The following is a 16,906-nucleotide window of genomic DNA, read 5'->3' as shown; positions in this document are numbered from 1 at the left end:
AGCACGCCTTGACCTTCATCGAAAAACTGTCCGCCGCCTGGCAGGCGCGCAATTCCTTGCTGTGCGTCGGGCTGGACCCGGACCTGACCCGCCTGCCACCCGAGTTGCGCGGCAAGCCGGATGCGATCTTCACCTTCTGCCAGGCAATCATCGACGCCACAGCCGAGCATGCCTGCGCGTTCAAGCCGCAGATTGCGTATTTCGCCGCAGCCCGCGCCGAAGACCAGCTGGAGGCGCTGTGCGACTACCTGCGCCGGCACTATCCGCAGCTGCCGCTGGTGCTGGACGCCAAGCGCGGCGACATCGGCGCCACCGCCGAGCAATATGCGCGCGAAGCCTACGAGCGCTATGGCGCCGATGCAGTGACCTTGAGCCCCTATATGGGTTTCGATTCGGTGGCGCCGTACCTCGAATGGAAGGAACGCGGCACCATCATCCTGTGCCGCACTTCCAATCCGGGCGGGTCTGACTTGCAGTTCCTGAACGTGGACGGCAAGCCGCTGTATCAGCACGTGGCGCGGATGGTGGCCGAAAAATGGAACATCAACGGCCAGTGCGGCCTGGTGGTCGGCGCCACCTTCCCCGGCGAGCTGGCGCAAGTACGCGCCATCGTCGGCGACATGCCGCTGCTGGTGCCGGGCATTGGCGCCCAGGGCGGCGATATCGCGGCCACCGTGGCTGCCGGCAAGACCGCGCAGGGCGCCGGCATGATGATCAATTCCTCGCGCGCGATCCTGTACGCCAAGCCGGAAGCGGCCGAAGATTTCGCGCAGGCGGCGCGCCGCGTGGCGCGGCAGACGCGGGATGCGATCAATCAGTTCCGCGAATAGCGCGCATTGCGTTGGCCCGTTTCCAGCATCAGTCGCGTAGGCCATCGCATTTTCTGCAACTGGCTAGATAAGAAAAGCTATGGCTTACCGGTCTTGGCGCCATAGGTGCAATTAGTGCAACCGACCAATCGAGGTGCCCAAGTTGGCGTATCCAGTCCAGCGTTACTTGAACCTCTCGCCCCTCCCATGGTGCTTCGGGGGGAGGGGCGTTCTACGTCAGGAATGGGTTTGTATGCGGTCGCTCGAAGGAAAGACTGAGAGGCCGGAGCCGACCCGTTGCTGCCGGTGAAGAGTGTCTGCTTCGGCGAAGTCTATTTTTCAAGATTTCGAAAATTCGCTTAAAAATTGTGCAGAGCGGTTACGCCTGCGACAGGACGTAGAGTGGACCGCCAGTGTTTGTCAGCCTAGCCTGGCCATTGCGCGCTATCGACCGCCTCCTTCAGGCTTGTAGGCACCGCTTTGCCCTGCCCATGCGTGCCACCGCATGCGATCAGGATTGGCCCGGCAGCTACTCTTGGCGGAGTGAGCTAACGTCGACGAGCAATGAGACCGAAACTGATTTTCGAGTCCTCGAGCGGCTAGCACGATTAGTATCAAATGTTCGCATTCGGCCCAGGACTGCACGGGTCTAGCAGCGTTGCCTCATTCGTGATCAGAGGCGACACCGCCTTGCACTACCGAGGAATGTATCGACATCTCGCACCATGGCCTCAATACGCAGTTCAATAGTTCGAGATCATTGAGTACCGCGAGCGGATCACAACTCCGCGTTGCCTTCAGCGTGGTTTTCAACCAGGCACTCATGTTCGGGTGGTGCAGTACCCACTCGATCTGTTGCTTGGCTTTTGTCAGGCTGATGTCGCGGTCGTGCATATTGAATTCCGTTTGAATTTGTTGATGAGTTTGCTTCTGCATGGGTTCCAGGTGGCTTGCCGTGCTGCGCTCAAGTATTGCAGCGCGAACAATGGCCGCGATCGGCGTACTCGCAGCCGTCGGTGCGGGGACGATGCTCGCGGTGGCCGCAGGCGACGCAGCCGAAGACTTCGTGCCGAACCATTTCGCGGGACCCGCCACACCAGGCACATAGCACACCAGTTTCAATGTCTGTGGATGTGCCCGGGCAGCGCAATTCTGGCAAAATTTGGATGGCCTTGGCTTTCAGTGTCGCCAGATGTGCAGGCAGTTCACTCATGCAAGCGCCAACTTCGGTGACGCGATTCGGGCTGCCGGCATTGCCTGCCAACCCCGATCGCCTTCGTGGCGCCATGCCATTCGGCCACGCTCATCCAGCGCGAAAAGATGCATCCAGTGGTGCTGGAACAAGGCATACAGATCGGGATGACGTTCAAGGATGGCACTGATCGCCTCGCGTGGGGCGTCCACCAGCACTGCCATCCGCTGTGGCTGATGCACCAGCCGCTGGCCATCGTGTACCGATTGCCAGGGAAGGCCCGCGCGCAGCAGGCCGCCGTTTCCTTCGACAACGCCGATACCGCCGGTGACATTGTGCAGCAGCTTGCTGCCCGCGCCGAAAATTTCCGGCGCCACGCTGGAGCCATAGTACTGCAGGCTTATCCAGCTGGCGACCACCACCGGGGCGGTGAGAATCAACTCAAGCACGGCGAAACCTTCATCCTGGCACCAGTCGTAATCATGCAGGAAGGCGCGGCCACCGAGGTCGCGCATCACTGTACGGCGACGTGGTGCGACGATGAATGACTGGCACCCCGCAAGCGCCCATTCGGGACGCACCTCCGCCCAGTTGCGGGCCCGCTGGAAAACATCGGCCGCGCCCGTGACACCGGGTAGCCGCAGCGCGCGTTCGCTGCGCGCCAACGCACCGGCAGTCGCGAACCAGCGTCTTGCTTGGGCAACGTCGTCGCCATGCGTGCCTGGCAGGTCATCCAGGTCAAACAGTGTCAACGCGTCGGTTGTCGTGTGGTGCAGGCCGGCCGCAAACACGGTATCGGCAGGAATGGCGATGCCGTGCTGTGCGAGTCCGCTGCGCACTTCGGCGTCGTTGAGCAGGCCTACCATAAGACGCGCATTGACCTCGCCCGAGTTGCCACCGCAAGCGCCGCAGTCGAGCCCACTGGCGTGAGGATTGTTGACGACATCCGCGCCATGGCCTGCGAGTACGACGAATCGCGCGAAGTCGCCAGTGAGTGACATCGCTCGTAGTGCGCCTTCGGCAATCGCTACTCGTGTGTTGAGTGCGGGTTGCGGATCGATCCGCGGGGCAGGATCGCTGGCCTTCGATTGATGGCGCAGCGCCAGTGCGTCGCGGACCAGCTTGCCGATGTAGATCGGCCCGGTGGCCTCGACGAAGGCAAACGAGGAGATGGCCGCGAGCTTGAAACGACCCCATGCCCGCGTGGCGCGGCGCTGGATGCGAACGCCGCGATCATGTTGCACGCTGGCGGCATCGTCGCTGCCTGCATGCGCATGCCATTGCGGGTGCAGGAGAACCGGCAGGCGCGGCTCCATCACATCCGAGGCGTGGGGGCGGTAGGCCACGCCGATACCGAAGAAGCCGGCAAGGCCGATTGTCTGGATCGACGGATCCACGCTTTCCAGCGCACGGCGGAACACTTCCGAGCGCACGTCGATGCAGAACGCCACCTGCAGCGTGGCGCGCCCGGAGCGTTGCGGTGCCACCTCGACGGCCATCAGGTCAGCGAGTTTACGTTGTTCGCCACGCTCATAGGCTTCCTGAAAAAGGGCGTCGAGCATCTCGTCCCGGGTCGGCTCAAGAGGTTGGGCATAAGACGCCAATGCAAGGTCCCATGGCACTCCGATCGACACGGCGTACTGTTTATGCAAAGCCGCTTCCCAGACCAGGGCGATCACCAGCAACTCGATCAGCGTGTTGTCGTGGCCCCCGGCCAATTCAGCCTGCCACTGACGATAGCGTGCCATTTGCGACCAGCCGCCCATGCCGACCAGCAAACGGTGGAAATACGCTGGCATGGCCTGCGCCGTGAGACCAAGCTGGCGTGAACATGCGACCAGCGCGTCGGCGGCGGCATCAGGCAGGCGCGCCACCTCTGAAGCAAAGCTCTTGAGCCCGGCAATTTCGGGAGTCAAGTCCAAACTGGCGACGCTGCGCCATGCCGCATAGGCCGCGCGTTCCTTCGTGCCAGCCCACAGCGCCTGGCCCTGGTCAAAGTAATCGGCGGCCCAATGGCTGATGCGGTCGGTCACGATACCGGACCAGTCGATCCCGCTGCAATCGGTGGCGAGATCCGCCACGCTGGACAGCGCGCGAGGCGTAGAAGAGTTGGTCGACATGAGTGCCTTAAGCTGAGGCACGGTCGGCATGTTCGCTGCCGTCGGCACGGTGGCGAGTGCGGCGGCCAGATCGTCATCGCTGATGTCGCCCGTACGCAGGTGCTGCGCGTACCAACTCCTTGGCATAGTGCTGCGTACTCCTGCCGCGCGACGAAGGCGGGCCGCAGCGAATGACAGCGGTTCATCGGTATGGCCCAGGTAGGGGTTGACCGCAACACTGGAGGCCAGCGGCCACAGCGGGGGAATCAGCGCGGCGGCCTGTCGGGCTGCCCTCAGTGCCGATTCAGCGGTGGATACGGCGACATCTTCGGTGTGCGTGGGCATGCAGGTATTCCTGTCTGAAGTGATCATGGGGTTTTGCGTACGGACCAGCCACCGAGCAGTCGCTCCAGCATGGCGTTGACGTAGAGGCCGTTAGAAAGATGCACGCGCAATCCGCGGGCAGCGGGGTGATCGGCCCACAGTGGCAACAGCGCCTGGGCTACGGCGACCAAGCCGAAGCTCAGCACGGCCAGCGCCATCAGCGTCCAAGTGAGCCGGTCCGGTGCTGGTGTGGCGGGCAATGTGCCTGAGGTCGCCCAACTGACTGCGATCTGCAGTGAGAAGTAGCCAATTGCCGCGGCGGTGGAGTACAGCGCTGTCTTGCGGGTCAAGGCGCGCGGTGCGGCATCGGCCAGTCCTTGCGCCAGCAGATAAGCCACGCCGAAGATCAGGATTGCACCAAGTGCCAGCGCCTGGGCAGATTCATGCTGCAGACCGAACAGCAGCCCAAAGCCGGTGCCGATGACCGCATAGATGACGAGCGCAAGCGCGAACGCACGGCCGACGGCAGCACCATCGGGTACTGCCACCACACCAGGGCGGCGGGTAGCCGTGACCTGTTCGACCGCACCGCCTGAAGCCAGGAACGAGTGCGCCTTGTATAGCGAGTGCGCAATGATGTGCAGCAAGGCTAGCGGGAACAATGCCAACCCGCATTGCAGTGTCATGAAGCCCATCTGCGCCACGGTCGAGAAGGCCAGCGAAGTCTTCACTGCTGGCTGCGTCAACATGACCAAAGCACCGAAGATCGCGGTGAATCCGCCAAGCATCGCCAGCGTCGCCAGGACACCGGGTGCCAGCAGCATCACATCGGCGAAACGAATCAGCAGGAAGCCGCCGGCATTGATCACACCGGCATGCAGCAGGGCGGAGACTGGGGTCGGCGCTTCCATCACCTCGGTCAGCCAGCCATGCGTGGGGAATTGTGCGGACTTCAGCAATGCCGCGATGGCCAGCGCGGCGGCGGCCGGGATGACCAGATTCGGTGCGCTTCCGGCCCGCGCCGCCGCATTGAGGGCGGCGATGTCCGTGGTGTCGTAGCCCCAGGCGAGCAGACCGGCAGCCAAGACCAGGGCTATCGCGCCCAGCGTCGCAAAGACCAGCTTTTTGCGTGCGGCCCGCTGCGCCGTGGCCCGCTCGGGATAAAACAGCAGCAAGCGGCGCAGGGTGAAACTGATGGCGATCCAGGCCACCACCAACTGCACCAGGTTGCCCGCCGATACCAACAACAACACCGCCGCCAGCAGCGCGCACAGCCACCCGCCAAACGCGCCCTGGCAAGCTTCGCCATCCATGTATGTGCGGCTGTAGCGCACCACGATCCAGCCGACAAAACTGACAAGCAGCAACATGCTACCGCTCACCGCGTCTAGTCGTGTCGATAGTCCGATGCCGGCGATGCCCAGCAGTGCGCTGTCACCCGATCCCCACTTGATCAAGACGGCCAGAGCACCCAGCGCGATCAGCAATGTCAGCACGGCGCAGGCTTCGGCGAACCGGGCCATTCGACGGGGGCGCTGTCCAGGACCCAACGCGCACGCGACGGCAGCGAGCAGCATCGGCAAGGGGGCGACAAGAGGAACCAGATAGGCTGACAAGGCAGATATCCTTCGAAGAGATGATTAGATGAATGAGTATGGTAGCGATCCGTAAAGCAATATAAAAATTCATTGTTTTATTAATTTCGTTCTATAAAAACGAATTAATGTGTTCCTGTAGTGCATGCATCGGGCGCCGATACGCGAAGACCGTCACGCCCGCTCATGGCCGGGCAAGCCAATACACGCGAGGCTGCGCCCCGTTGGGCCGCGCAGCAGGGTTACTGCGGAATGATGCGCAGCGTACGAACTTCAAGCGACCATCAGCCGCCGTCGCAGCAGCAATGCGCGTGGACCAAGAATCGTTTGGCAAGCGCATGGACGCAACCCGCCCTCCCAAGTGTCGGTGCGGGCGCATGTGTGCAGTCCCGATGGATCGTGGTGACGCAACCGGCAGTGGTGGACAGCCAGTCCTGAAGGTGCTGATGGCCCCAGCCGGAAACAAACACACGCCCGTCCCCGCGGCCCGATGCGCGCATACAGTTGCCGTGTCTGCTGCTCCGTCGCCACGCCCAGCGACAACCAAGGTACGCGGTCGCCGAATCGTCAGGGCTGTGCGCGCAGAGCAGGCCGAATGAACAGCCAAGTAACAATGGCCTGGCCCGAAAAAAATTCATTGTCCGCTTGATAAAGTTCGCTAAAATCGAACTTTATGGGCGCGCTCAATTACAACCATCTGCGTTATTTTTGGGCCGTCGCGCACGACGGCAACCTGACCCGTACCGCTGCTCGCCTGAACCTGACCCAGTCGGCGCTGTCCGTGCAGATCCGCAAACTGGAGGATCGACTGGGCCACGCTCTGTTCGAGCGCCGGGGGCGGAAATTGCATCTGACCGAGGTTGGCCGTATTACCCTCGACCACGCAGACGCCATATTCGCCACCGGCGACGAGTTGCTCGGGACGCTGCAGAATGCACAGACTAGTCGGCAGACGTTGCGCGTGGGCGTCCAGGCCACCCTTTCTCGGAACTTCCAGCTGGAATTCCTGCAGCCGGTGCTCGGACGCGAAGACATTCAGATTGTCGTGCGCTCCAGTAATCTGACCGAGCTGCTGGCTTCACTGCAGTCGTTGAGCTTGGACATCGTGTTGATGAACCAGTCGCCGGGTCATGATGTGCTGAACCCGTATGTTTTTCATCGACTGTCCGAACAGGCAGTCAGCCTGATCGGCACGCCTAAACGCCTGCGCAAGCATTCGACGCTTGCCGACCGGCTACAGAAACAACCAGTAATCGTGCCCAGCAAGGACACCAGCATCCGCGCCGGATTCGACGCCCTGATGGATCGACTGGGGATACGTCCGCATATCGCTGCCGAAGTGGATGATATGGCCATGTTGCGCCTACTCGCACGCGCCGATATCGGGCTGGCCGTGTTGCCTGCGATCGTCGTGAAGGACGAGATCACCGCCGGTGTGCTGATCGAAGGCCATCCGCTGGACGGCATTATTGAACTGTTCTACGCGGTGACGCTCGATCGGCGTTTCCCCAATCCACTGGTCCGCGAACTGATCAAGCACGAGCGTGGGCTTTCGAACGTGGAAGCCAAGCCGGAGGGGCAACCATAGCAAGGCTATACGGTGTCGGCAGAACTGTTTGGTGCAGGGCACGCGCGACCAGTTCGCGGTCAAGGTGCGCCGTGATGATGTTGGTGAAGCACCACACTTGATACCGCTGTCAGTTCCGCAGTGCTGCGTGGCCGACCAAGTTGTGAAAGGCGCTGGTCAGTCTGATGTTGCTATGCCCGGTCTTGCGCACATCTTCAAAACGCTACCCGCCCGTTGTTGAAGCCGTTGACCATCTCACAGAACGCCAGGACAGCGCACTCGGAGTATCCGGCTGCACGAAAGTTGACAGCCCAACTTCCGCGCGGTACCGCTACCGATCAATTGACCGACCGGTAAGCGCCGACAAGCGGATATCGGCCGCACCATCGACGCTAGCCATGGGCCAGATAACAGCCACGAAGTGGTCAGCCTTCTAATTACGAAATTCCTCGAATTCCCTTATAGGCGATTTGCACTGACTTGTGCTTTCCAGTTACAAACTCATGGCGCGAGTTGGACTAATTTTGGCTTCCTACGAGCCGGCGCCAAAAAATTCCAGCATCTCTGCCAACAGCAATTCCGGCACCTGCTCCGGAATGAAATGGCCGGCGGGCAGGGCCTTGCCGCTGACCGGCCGGACGCATTTCGCCTGCCAGTCAGCGAGCGGCTCGAACAAACGTCCGACCACGCCCTGATCGCCCCACACCACGTGGGTCGGGCAGGCGATCTTGCGCGTGTCGTGATCGCGGTCATGCTCGAGGTCGATCGCAGCGGCGGCGCGGTAGTCCTCGCAGGCGGCGTGAATCGCTTCCGGTGTGCAAAAGCAGCGCCGGTACTCGGCCAAGGCAGCGGCATCGATATGGCCGGCGCCGTGCGAACCCCAGCCGCCCAGTACGCTGTCCAGGAAAAAGGTTGCGCTGTTGCCGATCAGCGTTTCCGGCAGCGGCGCCGGCTGGACCAGGAAGAACCAGTGGTAATACGCGGTGGCAAACGCCTGGTCGGTACGTTCGTACATGGTGCGGGTCGGCGCGATGTCGATCAGCATCAGCTTTTGCACCGCCGCCGGATGATCCAGCGCCAGCCGGTGGGCGACGCGGCCGCCGCGGTCATGGCCGCATAGCAGGAAGGACTTGTGGCCGAGCGCGGCCATCACCTGCAGCATGTCCTGCGCCATCGCGCGCTTGGAATAATTGGCGTGATCCGGCAGACCAGGCGGTTTGGAGGAGTCGCCGTAGCCGCGCAAATCCGGCATCACCAGGGTGTAGTGGCGCGCCAGTTGGTCGGCAACCTTGTGCCAGATCACATGGGTCTGCGGAAAGCCATGCAGCAGCAGCAAGGGCGCCCCGCTGCCGCCGTGCCGCAGATGGATCGTGACGCCATTGACCTCGATCCGCTCCTGTTTGAAATTGTCCAGCATCAGGCTTGTTCCAGAAAGCGCAGCAGGCCGCGCAGCGCGTGTGCCACGGTCTGGCCGCGCACCGCGTGGCGGTCGCCGGCAAACACCAGGCGCTCGGTCTGGGTCGCGCCGGCGCTGGCCCAGCCAAAGCAGACGGTGCCGACCGGCTTGCCGGGAACCGCGCCGCCCGGCCCGGCGATGCCGGTGACCGCCAGCGCGACGCTGGCGTTGCTGTTGGATAGGGCGCCTTCGGCCATGGCAGCGGCGATTTCCTCGCTGACCGCGCCGTGCTGGGCAAGCAGGGCGGCCGGCACGTCGAGCAATTCGGTCTTGGAGGCGGTGGAATAGGTGATCCAGCCGCAATCGAACCAATCGGACGAACCGGCGATCTCGGTAATCGCCTGCGCCACGCCGCCCCCGGTGCAGGATTCCGCGGTCGCCAGCAGCCAGCCTTTTTGTTGCAGGGCGCGACCGCAGCGCGCCGCCAGGTCAATCATGTCATCCATGCAAAGTCTCCCGCTCCGATCTTGATGGAAAAGCAGCCGCTGGCTGCGACACCGGGCCATTGTGCATGCCGCAGCCAAACCGCGCTAGCCATTGCGCGCACCTCATGATTCGCGTCAGATGCTGCGCCACACGGCAAACAGCAGCAGCGTGTAGAACGCGGCCACGATGTCATCCCACATGACGCCGAAACCGCCCTTGAACTGACGGTCGAAGTAGCCGATCGGCGGTGGCTTCACCATGTCGAAAAAACGGAACCACAGGAAAGCCCAGAGCTGGGTGGCAAAGTTGGCCGGCATGATCAGCGCCAGCACCAGCCAGAAGGCGATGATTTCATCCCACACCATGCTGCCGTGATCGGCGACGCCCAGGTCGCGCCCGGTCTTGCCGCAAGCCCAGATGCCGACGACGAAGCCGACGGCAATGATGATCAGCCAGTTCAGCGGCGTAAACAGCGCCGGCCAGCGCACCGTCAAGACATTGTAGGAGAGCCAGGCGAACAGCGTGCCCATGGTGCCCGGCACGGCCGGCGACAGGCCGCTGCCGAAACCCTGCGCCAGGATGTGCGCCGGATGCGCCAGCATGAAACGGCCGCTGGGCTTGGTGACGTAGGCGCTCTGGCCGGGTTCCAGTGTGGTCATGGCGTGGTGAAGTGATCGAAGGAATCGGGTTGCAGGGCGAGCGCGGCGCCGGTGCCGTCCACCAGGCGCAGGCCGGCGGTGGCTTCGATACGGCCGACGCGCGACACCGCGGTGCCGGCATCTTGCGCCGCCGCCAGTACTGCGTCGCGCCGCGCTGCCGGCGCGGTAAAACAGAGTTCGTAATCGTCGCCGCCGGCCAGCGTGAACTGGCGGCGCAGCGCCAGCGGCTGCGCCGCCAGCACCGGCCCGGCGGGCAGGGCATCGACGTCGAGCACGGCGCCGCAGCGCGAGCGTTGCAGGATATGGCCGAGATCGCCGGCCAGGCCGTCGGATACATCGATCGCCGCGTGCGCAATCCCGCGCAAAGCCAGCCCGAGCGCGATGCGCGGCGTCGGGCAATGCATGCGTTGTTCGGCCAGTTGTTGCGCGCCGGCCTCCAGCGCCAGTTCACCGCGCAGGCCGGCCAGCGCCAGCCGCGCATCGCCCAGCGTGCCGGAGACCCAGATGTCGTCGCCGGCCTGCGCGGCGTCGCGCCGCAAGGCTTGGCCCGCCGGCAATTCGCCGAACACGGTGATGCAGATGTTGAGCGGCCCCTTGGTGGTATCGCCGCCGATCAGCTCGCACTGGTGGCGGTCGGCCAGCGCGAACAGGCCATCGGCGAATGGCGCCAGCCATTCCGCACGCGCCTGCGGCAAGGCCAGCGCCAGCGTGAAGGCCAGCGGCCGCGCACCCATCGCCGCCAGGTCCGACAGGTTGACCGCGAGCGCTTTGTGGCCCAGCTTGGCGGGATCTGCCTCCGGCAGGAAATGCCGGCCTTCGACCAGCATGTCGGTGGAAATCGCCAGCGCCATGCCGGGCGCCGGCGCCAGCAGCGCGCAATCGTCGCCGATGCCGAGCACCGTCCCGCTCGCGGGCGGGCGCGGGCGGGTGAAGTAGCGCGCAATCAAATCGAATTCGGACAGCATGGCGCGATTGTACCGAATCCGCCATGCGCGTCCGTGCACCGGGTTACTTCCCTAAAATGGAATCGCGGTAAAGTCAAGCCTGTCATGTGCATTTCGATATGCGCAGAAAGCATAAGTTGTCCCATGGATCAGGTGTAAGTTGGAACAGGCGCTCTGATAAAATTGTCCGTTTTCGCCGGTTACAGACTGGAAGGCAGCAAGCATGGATTCTCACATCGATCAAAAAGAAGAACTTCGTTTGAAACTGCGTCAAGACGCGCTCGAATACCACGAATTTCCGACCCCCGGAAAAATCAGCGTGACGCCGACCAAGCAGTTGATCAACCAGCACGACCTGGCGCTGGCCTATACCCCGGGCGTGGCGGTGGCGTGCGAGGAAATCGCCGCCGATCCGGCCAATAGCTACCGCTATACCGCGCGCGGCAATCTGGTCGGCGTGGTGACCAACGGCACCGCGGTCCTGGGCCTGGGTCACATCGGCCCGCTGGCGGCCAAGCCGGTGATGGAAGGCAAGGGTGTGCTGTTCAAGAAGTTCGCCGCGATCGACGTCTTCGACATCGAAGTCAACGAGCTGGACCCGGACAAGCTGGTCGACATCATCGCCGCGCTGGAACCGACCTTCGGCGGCATCAACCTGGAAGACATCAAGGCGCCCGAGTGCTTCTACATCGAGCGCAAGCTGCGCGAGCGGATGAAGATCCCGGTGTTCCACGACGACCAGCATGGCACCGCGATCATCGTCGGCGCCGCGATCCTGAACGGCCTGAAGGTGGTCGGCAAGGACATCAAGCACTGCAAGCTGGTGGTCTCGGGCGCCGGCGCGGCGGCGCTGGCCTGCCTCGGCTTGATCGTCGACCTCGGCTTTCCGATTGAAAACATTTTCGTTACCGACCTGGCCGGCGTGGTCTACAAGGGCCGCGCCGAGCTGATGGACGCCGAGAAGGAGCGCTTCGCGCAGGACACCAGCGCGCGCACGCTGGCCGAGGTCATTCCCGGCGCCGACATCTTCCTCGGCCTGTCGGCCGGCGGCGTGCTGAAGCCGGAGATGGTGAAAGCCATGGCCGCCAAGCCGCTGATCATGGCGCTGGCCAATCCGACCCCGGAAATCCTGCCGGAAGAAGTCAAGGCGGTGCGCGACGATGCGGTGATGGCGACCGGCCGTTCGGATTTTCCGAACCAGGTCAACAACGTGCTGTGCTTTCCATACATCTTCCGCGGCGCGCTCGACTGCGGCGCCACCACCATCACGCGCGAAATGGAAATCGCGGTGGTGCATGCGATCGCCGAGCTGGCGCAAGCCGAGCAATCCGACATCGTCGCCACCACCTACGGCATCAAGAACCTGTCGTTCGGCCCCGAATACCTGATTCCGAAGCCGTTCGATCCGCGCCTGATGATCAAGATCGCGCCGGCGGTGGCCAAGGCGGCGGCCGAGTCCGGCGTGGCGGCACGGCCGATTGCCGACATGCAAGCCTACGCCGAGCGGCTGCAGCAGTTCGTCTACCACAGCGGCACCTTCATGCGGCCGATGTTCCAGATCGCGAAGAAGGCGCCGGCGGCGAAAAAACGCATCGTCTTTGCCGAGGGCGAGGAAGAGCGGATCCTGCGCGCGGTGCAGGTGGTGGTCGACGAAAAGCTGGCCAAGCCGATCCTGGTCGGTCGGCCGCTGGTGCTGGAGCAGCGCATCGCCAAGTTCGGCCTGCGCCTGAAGATGGATGTCGATTTCGAAGTCATCAACCCCGAATACGACGAGCGCTACCGCGATTACTGGCAAACCTACTTCCAGATGACCAAGCGCAAGGGTGTCACCGAGCAGTACGCCAAGATCGAAATGCGGCGCCGCCACACCCTGATCGGTTCGATGGTGATCCACAAGGGGGAAGCCGACGGCATGATCTGCGGCACCTTCGGCACCACCGCGCTGCATCTGCACTATATCGACCAGGTGCTGGGCAAACGCGAAGGCGTCAACGTCTACGCCGCGATGAACGGCCTGATCCTGCCCAACCAGCAGGTGGTGCTGGTGGATACCCACGTCAATGAAAATCCGACCGCCGAGCAGCTGGCGGAGATCACCATCATGGCGGCCGAGGAAATGCGCCGCTTCGGCCTCTTGCCGCGCGTGGCGCTCCTGTCGCATTCGAACTTCGGTTCCAGCAACAGCGAATCGGCGAGGAAGATGCGCGCCGCGCTGGAGCTGATCCACCAGATGGCGCCGGAACTGGAAGTCGATGGCGAAATGCACGGCGATACCGCGCTCGATGCCAAGCTGCTGAAAAGCTTCATGCCGGATTCGCCGCTGACCGGGACGCCGAATCTGCTGGTATTGCCCAACATCGACGCCGCCAACATTTCCTACAACCTGCTGAAGGTGTCGTCCGGCCACGGCATCGCGATCGGTCCGGTGCTGCTCGGCTGCGCCAAGCCGGTGCACATCCTGACGCCGTCGGCGACGGTGCGCCGGATCGTCAACCTGACGGCGCTGTGCGTGGTGGATGCGGTGTCGGAGCGCTGACCCTGCGCGGGTGACGGCGTGGTTTTTTAACCGTTCGTCCCTGTAGTGGGGGCGGACGGTTTTTGTTTGTCGGCCGAATCTTCTCGCGTTGGTTGCTATGGCGACGTTGGCAATTTCATTCCCAACCTGTCGTTCCCGCGCAGGCGGGAACCCATAGTCGTTTGTAGCTAAGCGATGCGGTTGCTACTCCGTGGTGCCTTGCCGGGGGTGGCCCGGCGGCCACTTACTTTTCTTGTCTCGCCAAGAAAAGTAAGCAAAAGAAGGCGACCGCAAGGACGCTGGCCTTCGGCTTCCCGTTTGGGCGCGGCAAAAAATGGGAAACGAAACCAACTCGCTGCGCTCAGACATGTTTCGTTTCTAATCCATTTTCTGCCGCACACAAACGGCAGCGTCCAAGCGGGGGTACGTCAAAGTCAAAAGCAACGTCACAGGCAACGGCAGCTTCAACGACCGAGGATGGTGCTGATGGATGCGATGGACAATCCTACGCGATTAAAACCAGGAGTATGTCGATATTTCCGCCATTTTATATGCGAAAATTGGTCTTGATATCTGGAGTATATGTCTACTTCCCGATGCCGATCATGTTCGCCCTAGGGTTTGCCAACGCTGGCCGAGGCCGCCGGCAGGTATTGCGCTGGCACCCGGCCGGTCTGCACCAGCGGCGCGGCGCCGGCGCAGTGGCCCGGCTGGTCGTCGAAGAACATGTGCGGCTTGAACGCCGCCAGCACTTCGGATTTGGCCACGCCGCCCATGAAGAAGGTTTCGTCGATGATCACGTCCCAGGCGCGCAGGGTGCGGATCACGCGCTCGTGCGCCGGCGACGAGCGGGCGGTGACCAGCGCGGTGCGAATCGGCGCCGCCCGCCCGTCGGCCGATTTGAAATTTTTCTGGATGAAGGATAGCGCCTTCAGCAGCCGGGCGAAGGGGCCGGCCGGCAGCGGCTGCAGCGCATTTTCCCGCTCGTGCCGCTCAAACGCCTCCATCCCCTGGGTCTGGAAGATGCGTTCCGATTCGTCCGAAAAAATCACGGCGTCGCCGTCGAAGGCGATGCGGATCTGGTCCAGCTCTTCCAGCAGGTTGGCCGGCTTCTGATACAGCAGCGCCGCCGCCACGCCGGACCCGACCGCGGCCTGGACGTCGTCTTCGTGCAGCGACAGGAACAGGCTGACGTTGAAGGCTTGCAGATACGGCGCCAGCAGGGCGCCGCCGGACAAGGCCGCGCGCGTGATGTCGAGTCCGTAGTGTTCGATCGAATGGAAAATCCGCAGCGAGGTTTCGGACGAGTTGCGCGACATGATGACCACTTCCACCAGCCGCTGATCGGCGGTCAGCAGGTTCAGTTTCAGCAGCGCGCGCACCAGCGCGAAGCCGGCGCCCGGCTTCAGGATCGCGTTTTCATTCTCGAGCTGATGGCGCCGGTACGCTTCCAGCCCTTGCGTGCGGAAAATCGCCTCTTCCGCCTCGAGGTCGAACAGCGCGCGTGAGGAAATGCCGATCACCAGCAGTTTGTCGAGAGAGAAGGGCATGCGTCACCAGTTGTCGGGCGGGTTGGCATTCCGGTACCGATACCGGCCTATGCAACGCTTCATTATATGTGCGCCGGCGCCGCTCAGCGCCGGCCCGCCGCCGGCGCCAGCAGCAGGTCGAGGTCTTGCGCGCCAGGGCGCCCGGCCATCAGTTTCGGCACCCCCTCGGGCGGGAACAGCGCGACATAGGGCGTGACGCCGCGCCATTTCGGGTTGATCCCGTATTGCAGCGCCGCGCTGTCGCCGGCAAAGGCGAACAGGCGGTTTGCCTGCCGGTACTCGGGGTCGTGCCTCAGCTCCGGTTTGCCCGCGCCATCCATCACCACCACGATCAGGGCGATCCCGGCCTTTCTTTTTTCATTATCGCGCGCCACGCTGTCGATCACCGAGGGGCAGTAGACACAATCGGTGGTCGAAAAAATCACGATCGCCGGGCGCGGCAGCTCCTGCTGGAAATGGTTCCAGGTGTGTGCGGTAAAAGCTTCGACCCGCGCTGGCGCCGCCTGCGCGGCGCACGCCAGCGTGAACAAGGACAGGACCAGCGCCACGGTCCGCGCGAGGTGGCCATCAAAGAGCTTCGACATAGGTTTTTCCTTTGGTGTTCCAGAGTACGAAAAGCTGTTCGCCCTTGCGCAGCAGGAGCGGGTTATCGACTGGCGCTTCGGTGCGCGCCAGTTGCCTGAGCGCGAAGTGCGCGCCGTCGTCGTCCGACACCCAGGCCTTCAGGCTGGTCGCGCTGCCGTCAAAGCTGCGCCAGGCGATTGCGACCCGCTGGCCGGCGCTCGCCACATCGGCATGTTCGGCCCGTTCGTCCGGCAGCGCCAGCGGTTCCGCGGCCGGCGCGCCGCTCCGATCCAGGCGGCCGTAGCGCACCTGGGCGTCGCCGCCTTTTTCGCCGAACCAGACCGCGTGATAGCCGCCGCTGGCGGCCGGCGCCAGGCCCGGGCCGTGATGCGGGCAGGCGTCGATCGCCCAGTTGTCGAAGGTGGCACGCACCGGCGCGACCGCCGCGCTACTCTCGCCCAGCAGCGCGAACGCATGGTCGCGGATGTTGGGCGCGAACACGTGGCGCCACAGCGCCGCGATGCCGCCCTCGGGCGTGCGCGCCAGCGCGATGCGGCAGCATTCGCAACTGAAATCGGCCAGCTTGATATCATCGCCGAAGCTCTTGCCGCCGTCGGTCGAGACCGCGCGATAGATCGCGGCGCCACGGTACGGTTCGCGGGTGCCGCCCTTGGCGGCGCTCGATTTGCGCAATTCCTGATCGCGCTTGTCGACCCAGACCACGTGCAGCCGGCCGCTGGCATCGAACGCGATCGATTCGAAGCGGTGGGTGATGATCTGGCGGTCGCGGTGCACGGTGAACGGCGGCGTGAAGCTCTGGCCGCCGTCACCGGAGCGCAGCATGCGGATTTCGCCGGTATACGGTTTGGCCAGCGGGCTGGTGTAGGTGATCACTACCGCACCGTTTGGCCCGAAGGCCAGCTTCGGCCGCGCTTCGCCGTCGGCGGCGATGCGGTCGCCGCCGGTGTCCAGCACGCGCGGCGGGCTCCAGCTGCGGCCGTCGTCGGCACTGACTTTCAGCGTCAGCCTGGCCTCGGCGTCGAGCCCGGCCAGCCACAGCTTGCCGTCCGGCGCGAACCCGGCGCCGATTGCCAGCCCGGCCTTTTTCGGCGCCGCGTGATGCGGCATGTGCTGGGCGCCGGCCGTGGCGCCAAACGCGGCCAGTGCCAGCAGGAAAAATGGGCGAATCAAGGGGTTTTTCATCAG

13 protein-coding genes are annotated in these 16,906 nt (G+C 63.5%); 3 read left to right on the top strand and 10 right to left on the bottom strand.

What is annotated here, in order from left to right:
* The first annotated feature begins 8 nt into the window (after nt 1-8).
* Complete coding sequence (gene pyrF / locus ACK2VC_RS05550; protein ID WP_486732601.1) at nt 9-830, top strand: orotidine-5'-phosphate decarboxylase; 822 nt, start codon at nt 9-11, stop codon at nt 828-830.
* Nucleotides 831-1,472: 642 nt separating this feature from the next.
* Here the strand turns inward: pyrF and ACK2VC_RS05545 are convergent.
* The 3 genes from ACK2VC_RS05545 to ACK2VC_RS05535 form a co-directional block, all read right to left on the bottom strand.
* Complete coding sequence (locus ACK2VC_RS05545; RefSeq protein ID WP_486732600.1) at nt 1,473-1,931, bottom strand: hypothetical protein; 459 nt, start codon at nt 1,929-1,931, stop codon at nt 1,473-1,475.
* 87 nt (nt 1,932-2,018) lie between these two features.
* The gene (locus ACK2VC_RS05540) at nt 2,019-4,472 is read right to left on the bottom strand and encodes a YbcC family protein (RefSeq protein ID WP_486732599.1); all 2,454 of its coding nucleotides are present in this window, start codon (nt 4,470-4,472) and stop codon (nt 2,019-2,021) included.
* A complete protein-coding gene (locus ACK2VC_RS05535) occupies nt 4,469-6,040 on the bottom strand; it encodes a proton-conducting transporter transmembrane domain-containing protein (protein ID WP_486732598.1) in 1,572 nt (523 codons plus the stop codon). The genes ACK2VC_RS05540 and ACK2VC_RS05535 overlap by 4 nt, the downstream gene beginning before the upstream one ends.
* Before the next feature lie 652 nt (nt 6,041-6,692).
* Between ACK2VC_RS05535 and ACK2VC_RS05530 the strand changes: the two genes are divergently transcribed.
* Complete coding sequence (locus tag ACK2VC_RS05530) at nt 6,693-7,607, top strand: LysR family transcriptional regulator (RefSeq protein ID WP_486732597.1); 915 nt, start codon at nt 6,693-6,695, stop codon at nt 7,605-7,607.
* Nucleotides 7,608-8,118: 511 nt separating this feature from the next.
* Here ACK2VC_RS05530 and ACK2VC_RS05525 read toward each other — a convergent pair.
* The 4 genes from ACK2VC_RS05525 to thiL all read right to left on the bottom strand — a co-directional run bounded on the left by ACK2VC_RS05525 (nt 8,119) and on the right by thiL (nt 11,092).
* A complete protein-coding gene (locus tag ACK2VC_RS05525; protein WP_486732595.1) occupies nt 8,119-9,003 on the bottom strand; it encodes an alpha/beta fold hydrolase in 885 nt (294 codons plus the stop codon).
* Nucleotides 9,003-9,488, bottom strand: coding sequence for a CinA family protein (locus ACK2VC_RS05520; RefSeq protein ID WP_486732593.1), 486 nt, complete (start codon nt 9,486-9,488; stop codon nt 9,003-9,005). Before ACK2VC_RS05520 ends, ACK2VC_RS05525 begins: the two co-directional genes overlap by 1 nt.
* Nucleotides 9,489-9,602: 114 nt before the next feature.
* Complete coding sequence (locus tag ACK2VC_RS05515) at nt 9,603-10,127, bottom strand: phosphatidylglycerophosphatase A family protein (RefSeq protein ID WP_486732592.1); 525 nt, start codon at nt 10,125-10,127, stop codon at nt 9,603-9,605.
* Nucleotides 10,124-11,092, bottom strand: a complete 969-nt coding sequence (gene thiL, locus ACK2VC_RS05510) for a thiamine-phosphate kinase (RefSeq protein WP_486732591.1) — start codon at nt 11,090-11,092, stop codon at nt 10,124-10,126. Before thiL ends, ACK2VC_RS05515 begins: the two co-directional genes overlap by 4 nt.
* A 202-nt stretch (nt 11,093-11,294) precedes the next feature.
* On the opposite strand from thiL, the gene ACK2VC_RS05505 reads away from it, so the two are divergent.
* The gene (locus ACK2VC_RS05505; protein ID WP_486732590.1) at nt 11,295-13,607 is read left to right on the top strand and encodes an NADP-dependent malic enzyme; all 2,313 of its coding nucleotides are present in this window, start codon (nt 11,295-11,297) and stop codon (nt 13,605-13,607) included.
* Between the two features lie 593 nt (nt 13,608-14,200).
* Here the strand turns inward: ACK2VC_RS05505 and ACK2VC_RS05500 are convergent.
* The 3 genes from ACK2VC_RS05500 to ACK2VC_RS05490 form a co-directional block, all read right to left on the bottom strand.
* Nucleotides 14,201-15,136, bottom strand: a complete 936-nt coding sequence (locus ACK2VC_RS05500; protein ID WP_486732589.1) for a 5'-nucleotidase — start codon at nt 15,134-15,136, stop codon at nt 14,201-14,203.
* Between the two features lie 83 nt (nt 15,137-15,219).
* Nucleotides 15,220-15,720, bottom strand: coding sequence for a hypothetical protein (locus ACK2VC_RS05495; RefSeq protein WP_486732588.1), 501 nt, complete (start codon nt 15,718-15,720; stop codon nt 15,220-15,222).
* Nucleotides 15,704-16,903 carry a sialidase family protein gene (locus ACK2VC_RS05490; RefSeq protein WP_486732587.1) on the bottom strand — a complete coding sequence of 400 codons (1,200 nt, stop codon included), beginning with the start codon at nt 16,901-16,903 and terminating at the stop codon, nt 15,704-15,706. The genes ACK2VC_RS05495 and ACK2VC_RS05490 overlap by 17 nt, the downstream gene beginning before the upstream one ends.
* Between the last annotated feature and the right edge of the window lie 3 nt (nt 16,904-16,906).

Source organism: Herbaspirillum sp. WTB6 (assembly GCF_057457785.1).
This window is presented reverse-complemented; position numbering and strand designations above follow the sequence as displayed.

Coding starts and splice junctions, on each gene's coding strand:
- ACK2VC_RS05540 (WP_486732599.1), bottom strand. CDS start 4,472: ATGATCACTTCAGACAGGAATACCTGCATGCCCACGCACACCGAAGAT.
- ACK2VC_RS05530 (WP_486732597.1), top strand. CDS start 6,693: ATGGGCGCGCTCAATTACAACCATCTGCGTTATTTTTGGGCCGTCGCG.
- ACK2VC_RS05525 (WP_486732595.1), bottom strand. CDS start 9,003: ATGCTGGACAATTTCAAACAGGAGCGGATCGAGGTCAATGGCGTCACG.
- ACK2VC_RS05520 (WP_486732593.1), bottom strand. CDS start 9,488: ATGGATGACATGATTGACCTGGCGGCGCGCTGCGGTCGCGCCCTGCAA.
- ACK2VC_RS05515 (WP_486732592.1), bottom strand. CDS start 10,127: ATGACCACACTGGAACCCGGCCAGAGCGCCTACGTCACCAAGCCCAGC.
- thiL (WP_486732591.1), bottom strand. CDS start 11,092: ATGCTGTCCGAATTCGATTTGATTGCGCGCTACTTCACCCGCCCGCGC.
- ACK2VC_RS05505 (WP_486732590.1), top strand. CDS start 11,295: ATGGATTCTCACATCGATCAAAAAGAAGAACTTCGTTTGAAACTGCGT.
- ACK2VC_RS05500 (WP_486732589.1), bottom strand. CDS start 15,136: ATGCCCTTCTCTCTCGACAAACTGCTGGTGATCGGCATTTCCTCACGC.
- ACK2VC_RS05495 (WP_486732588.1), bottom strand. CDS start 15,720: ATGTCGAAGCTCTTTGATGGCCACCTCGCGCGGACCGTGGCGCTGGTC.
- ACK2VC_RS05490 (WP_486732587.1), bottom strand. CDS start 16,903: ATGAAAAACCCCTTGATTCGCCCATTTTTCCTGCTGGCACTGGCCGCG.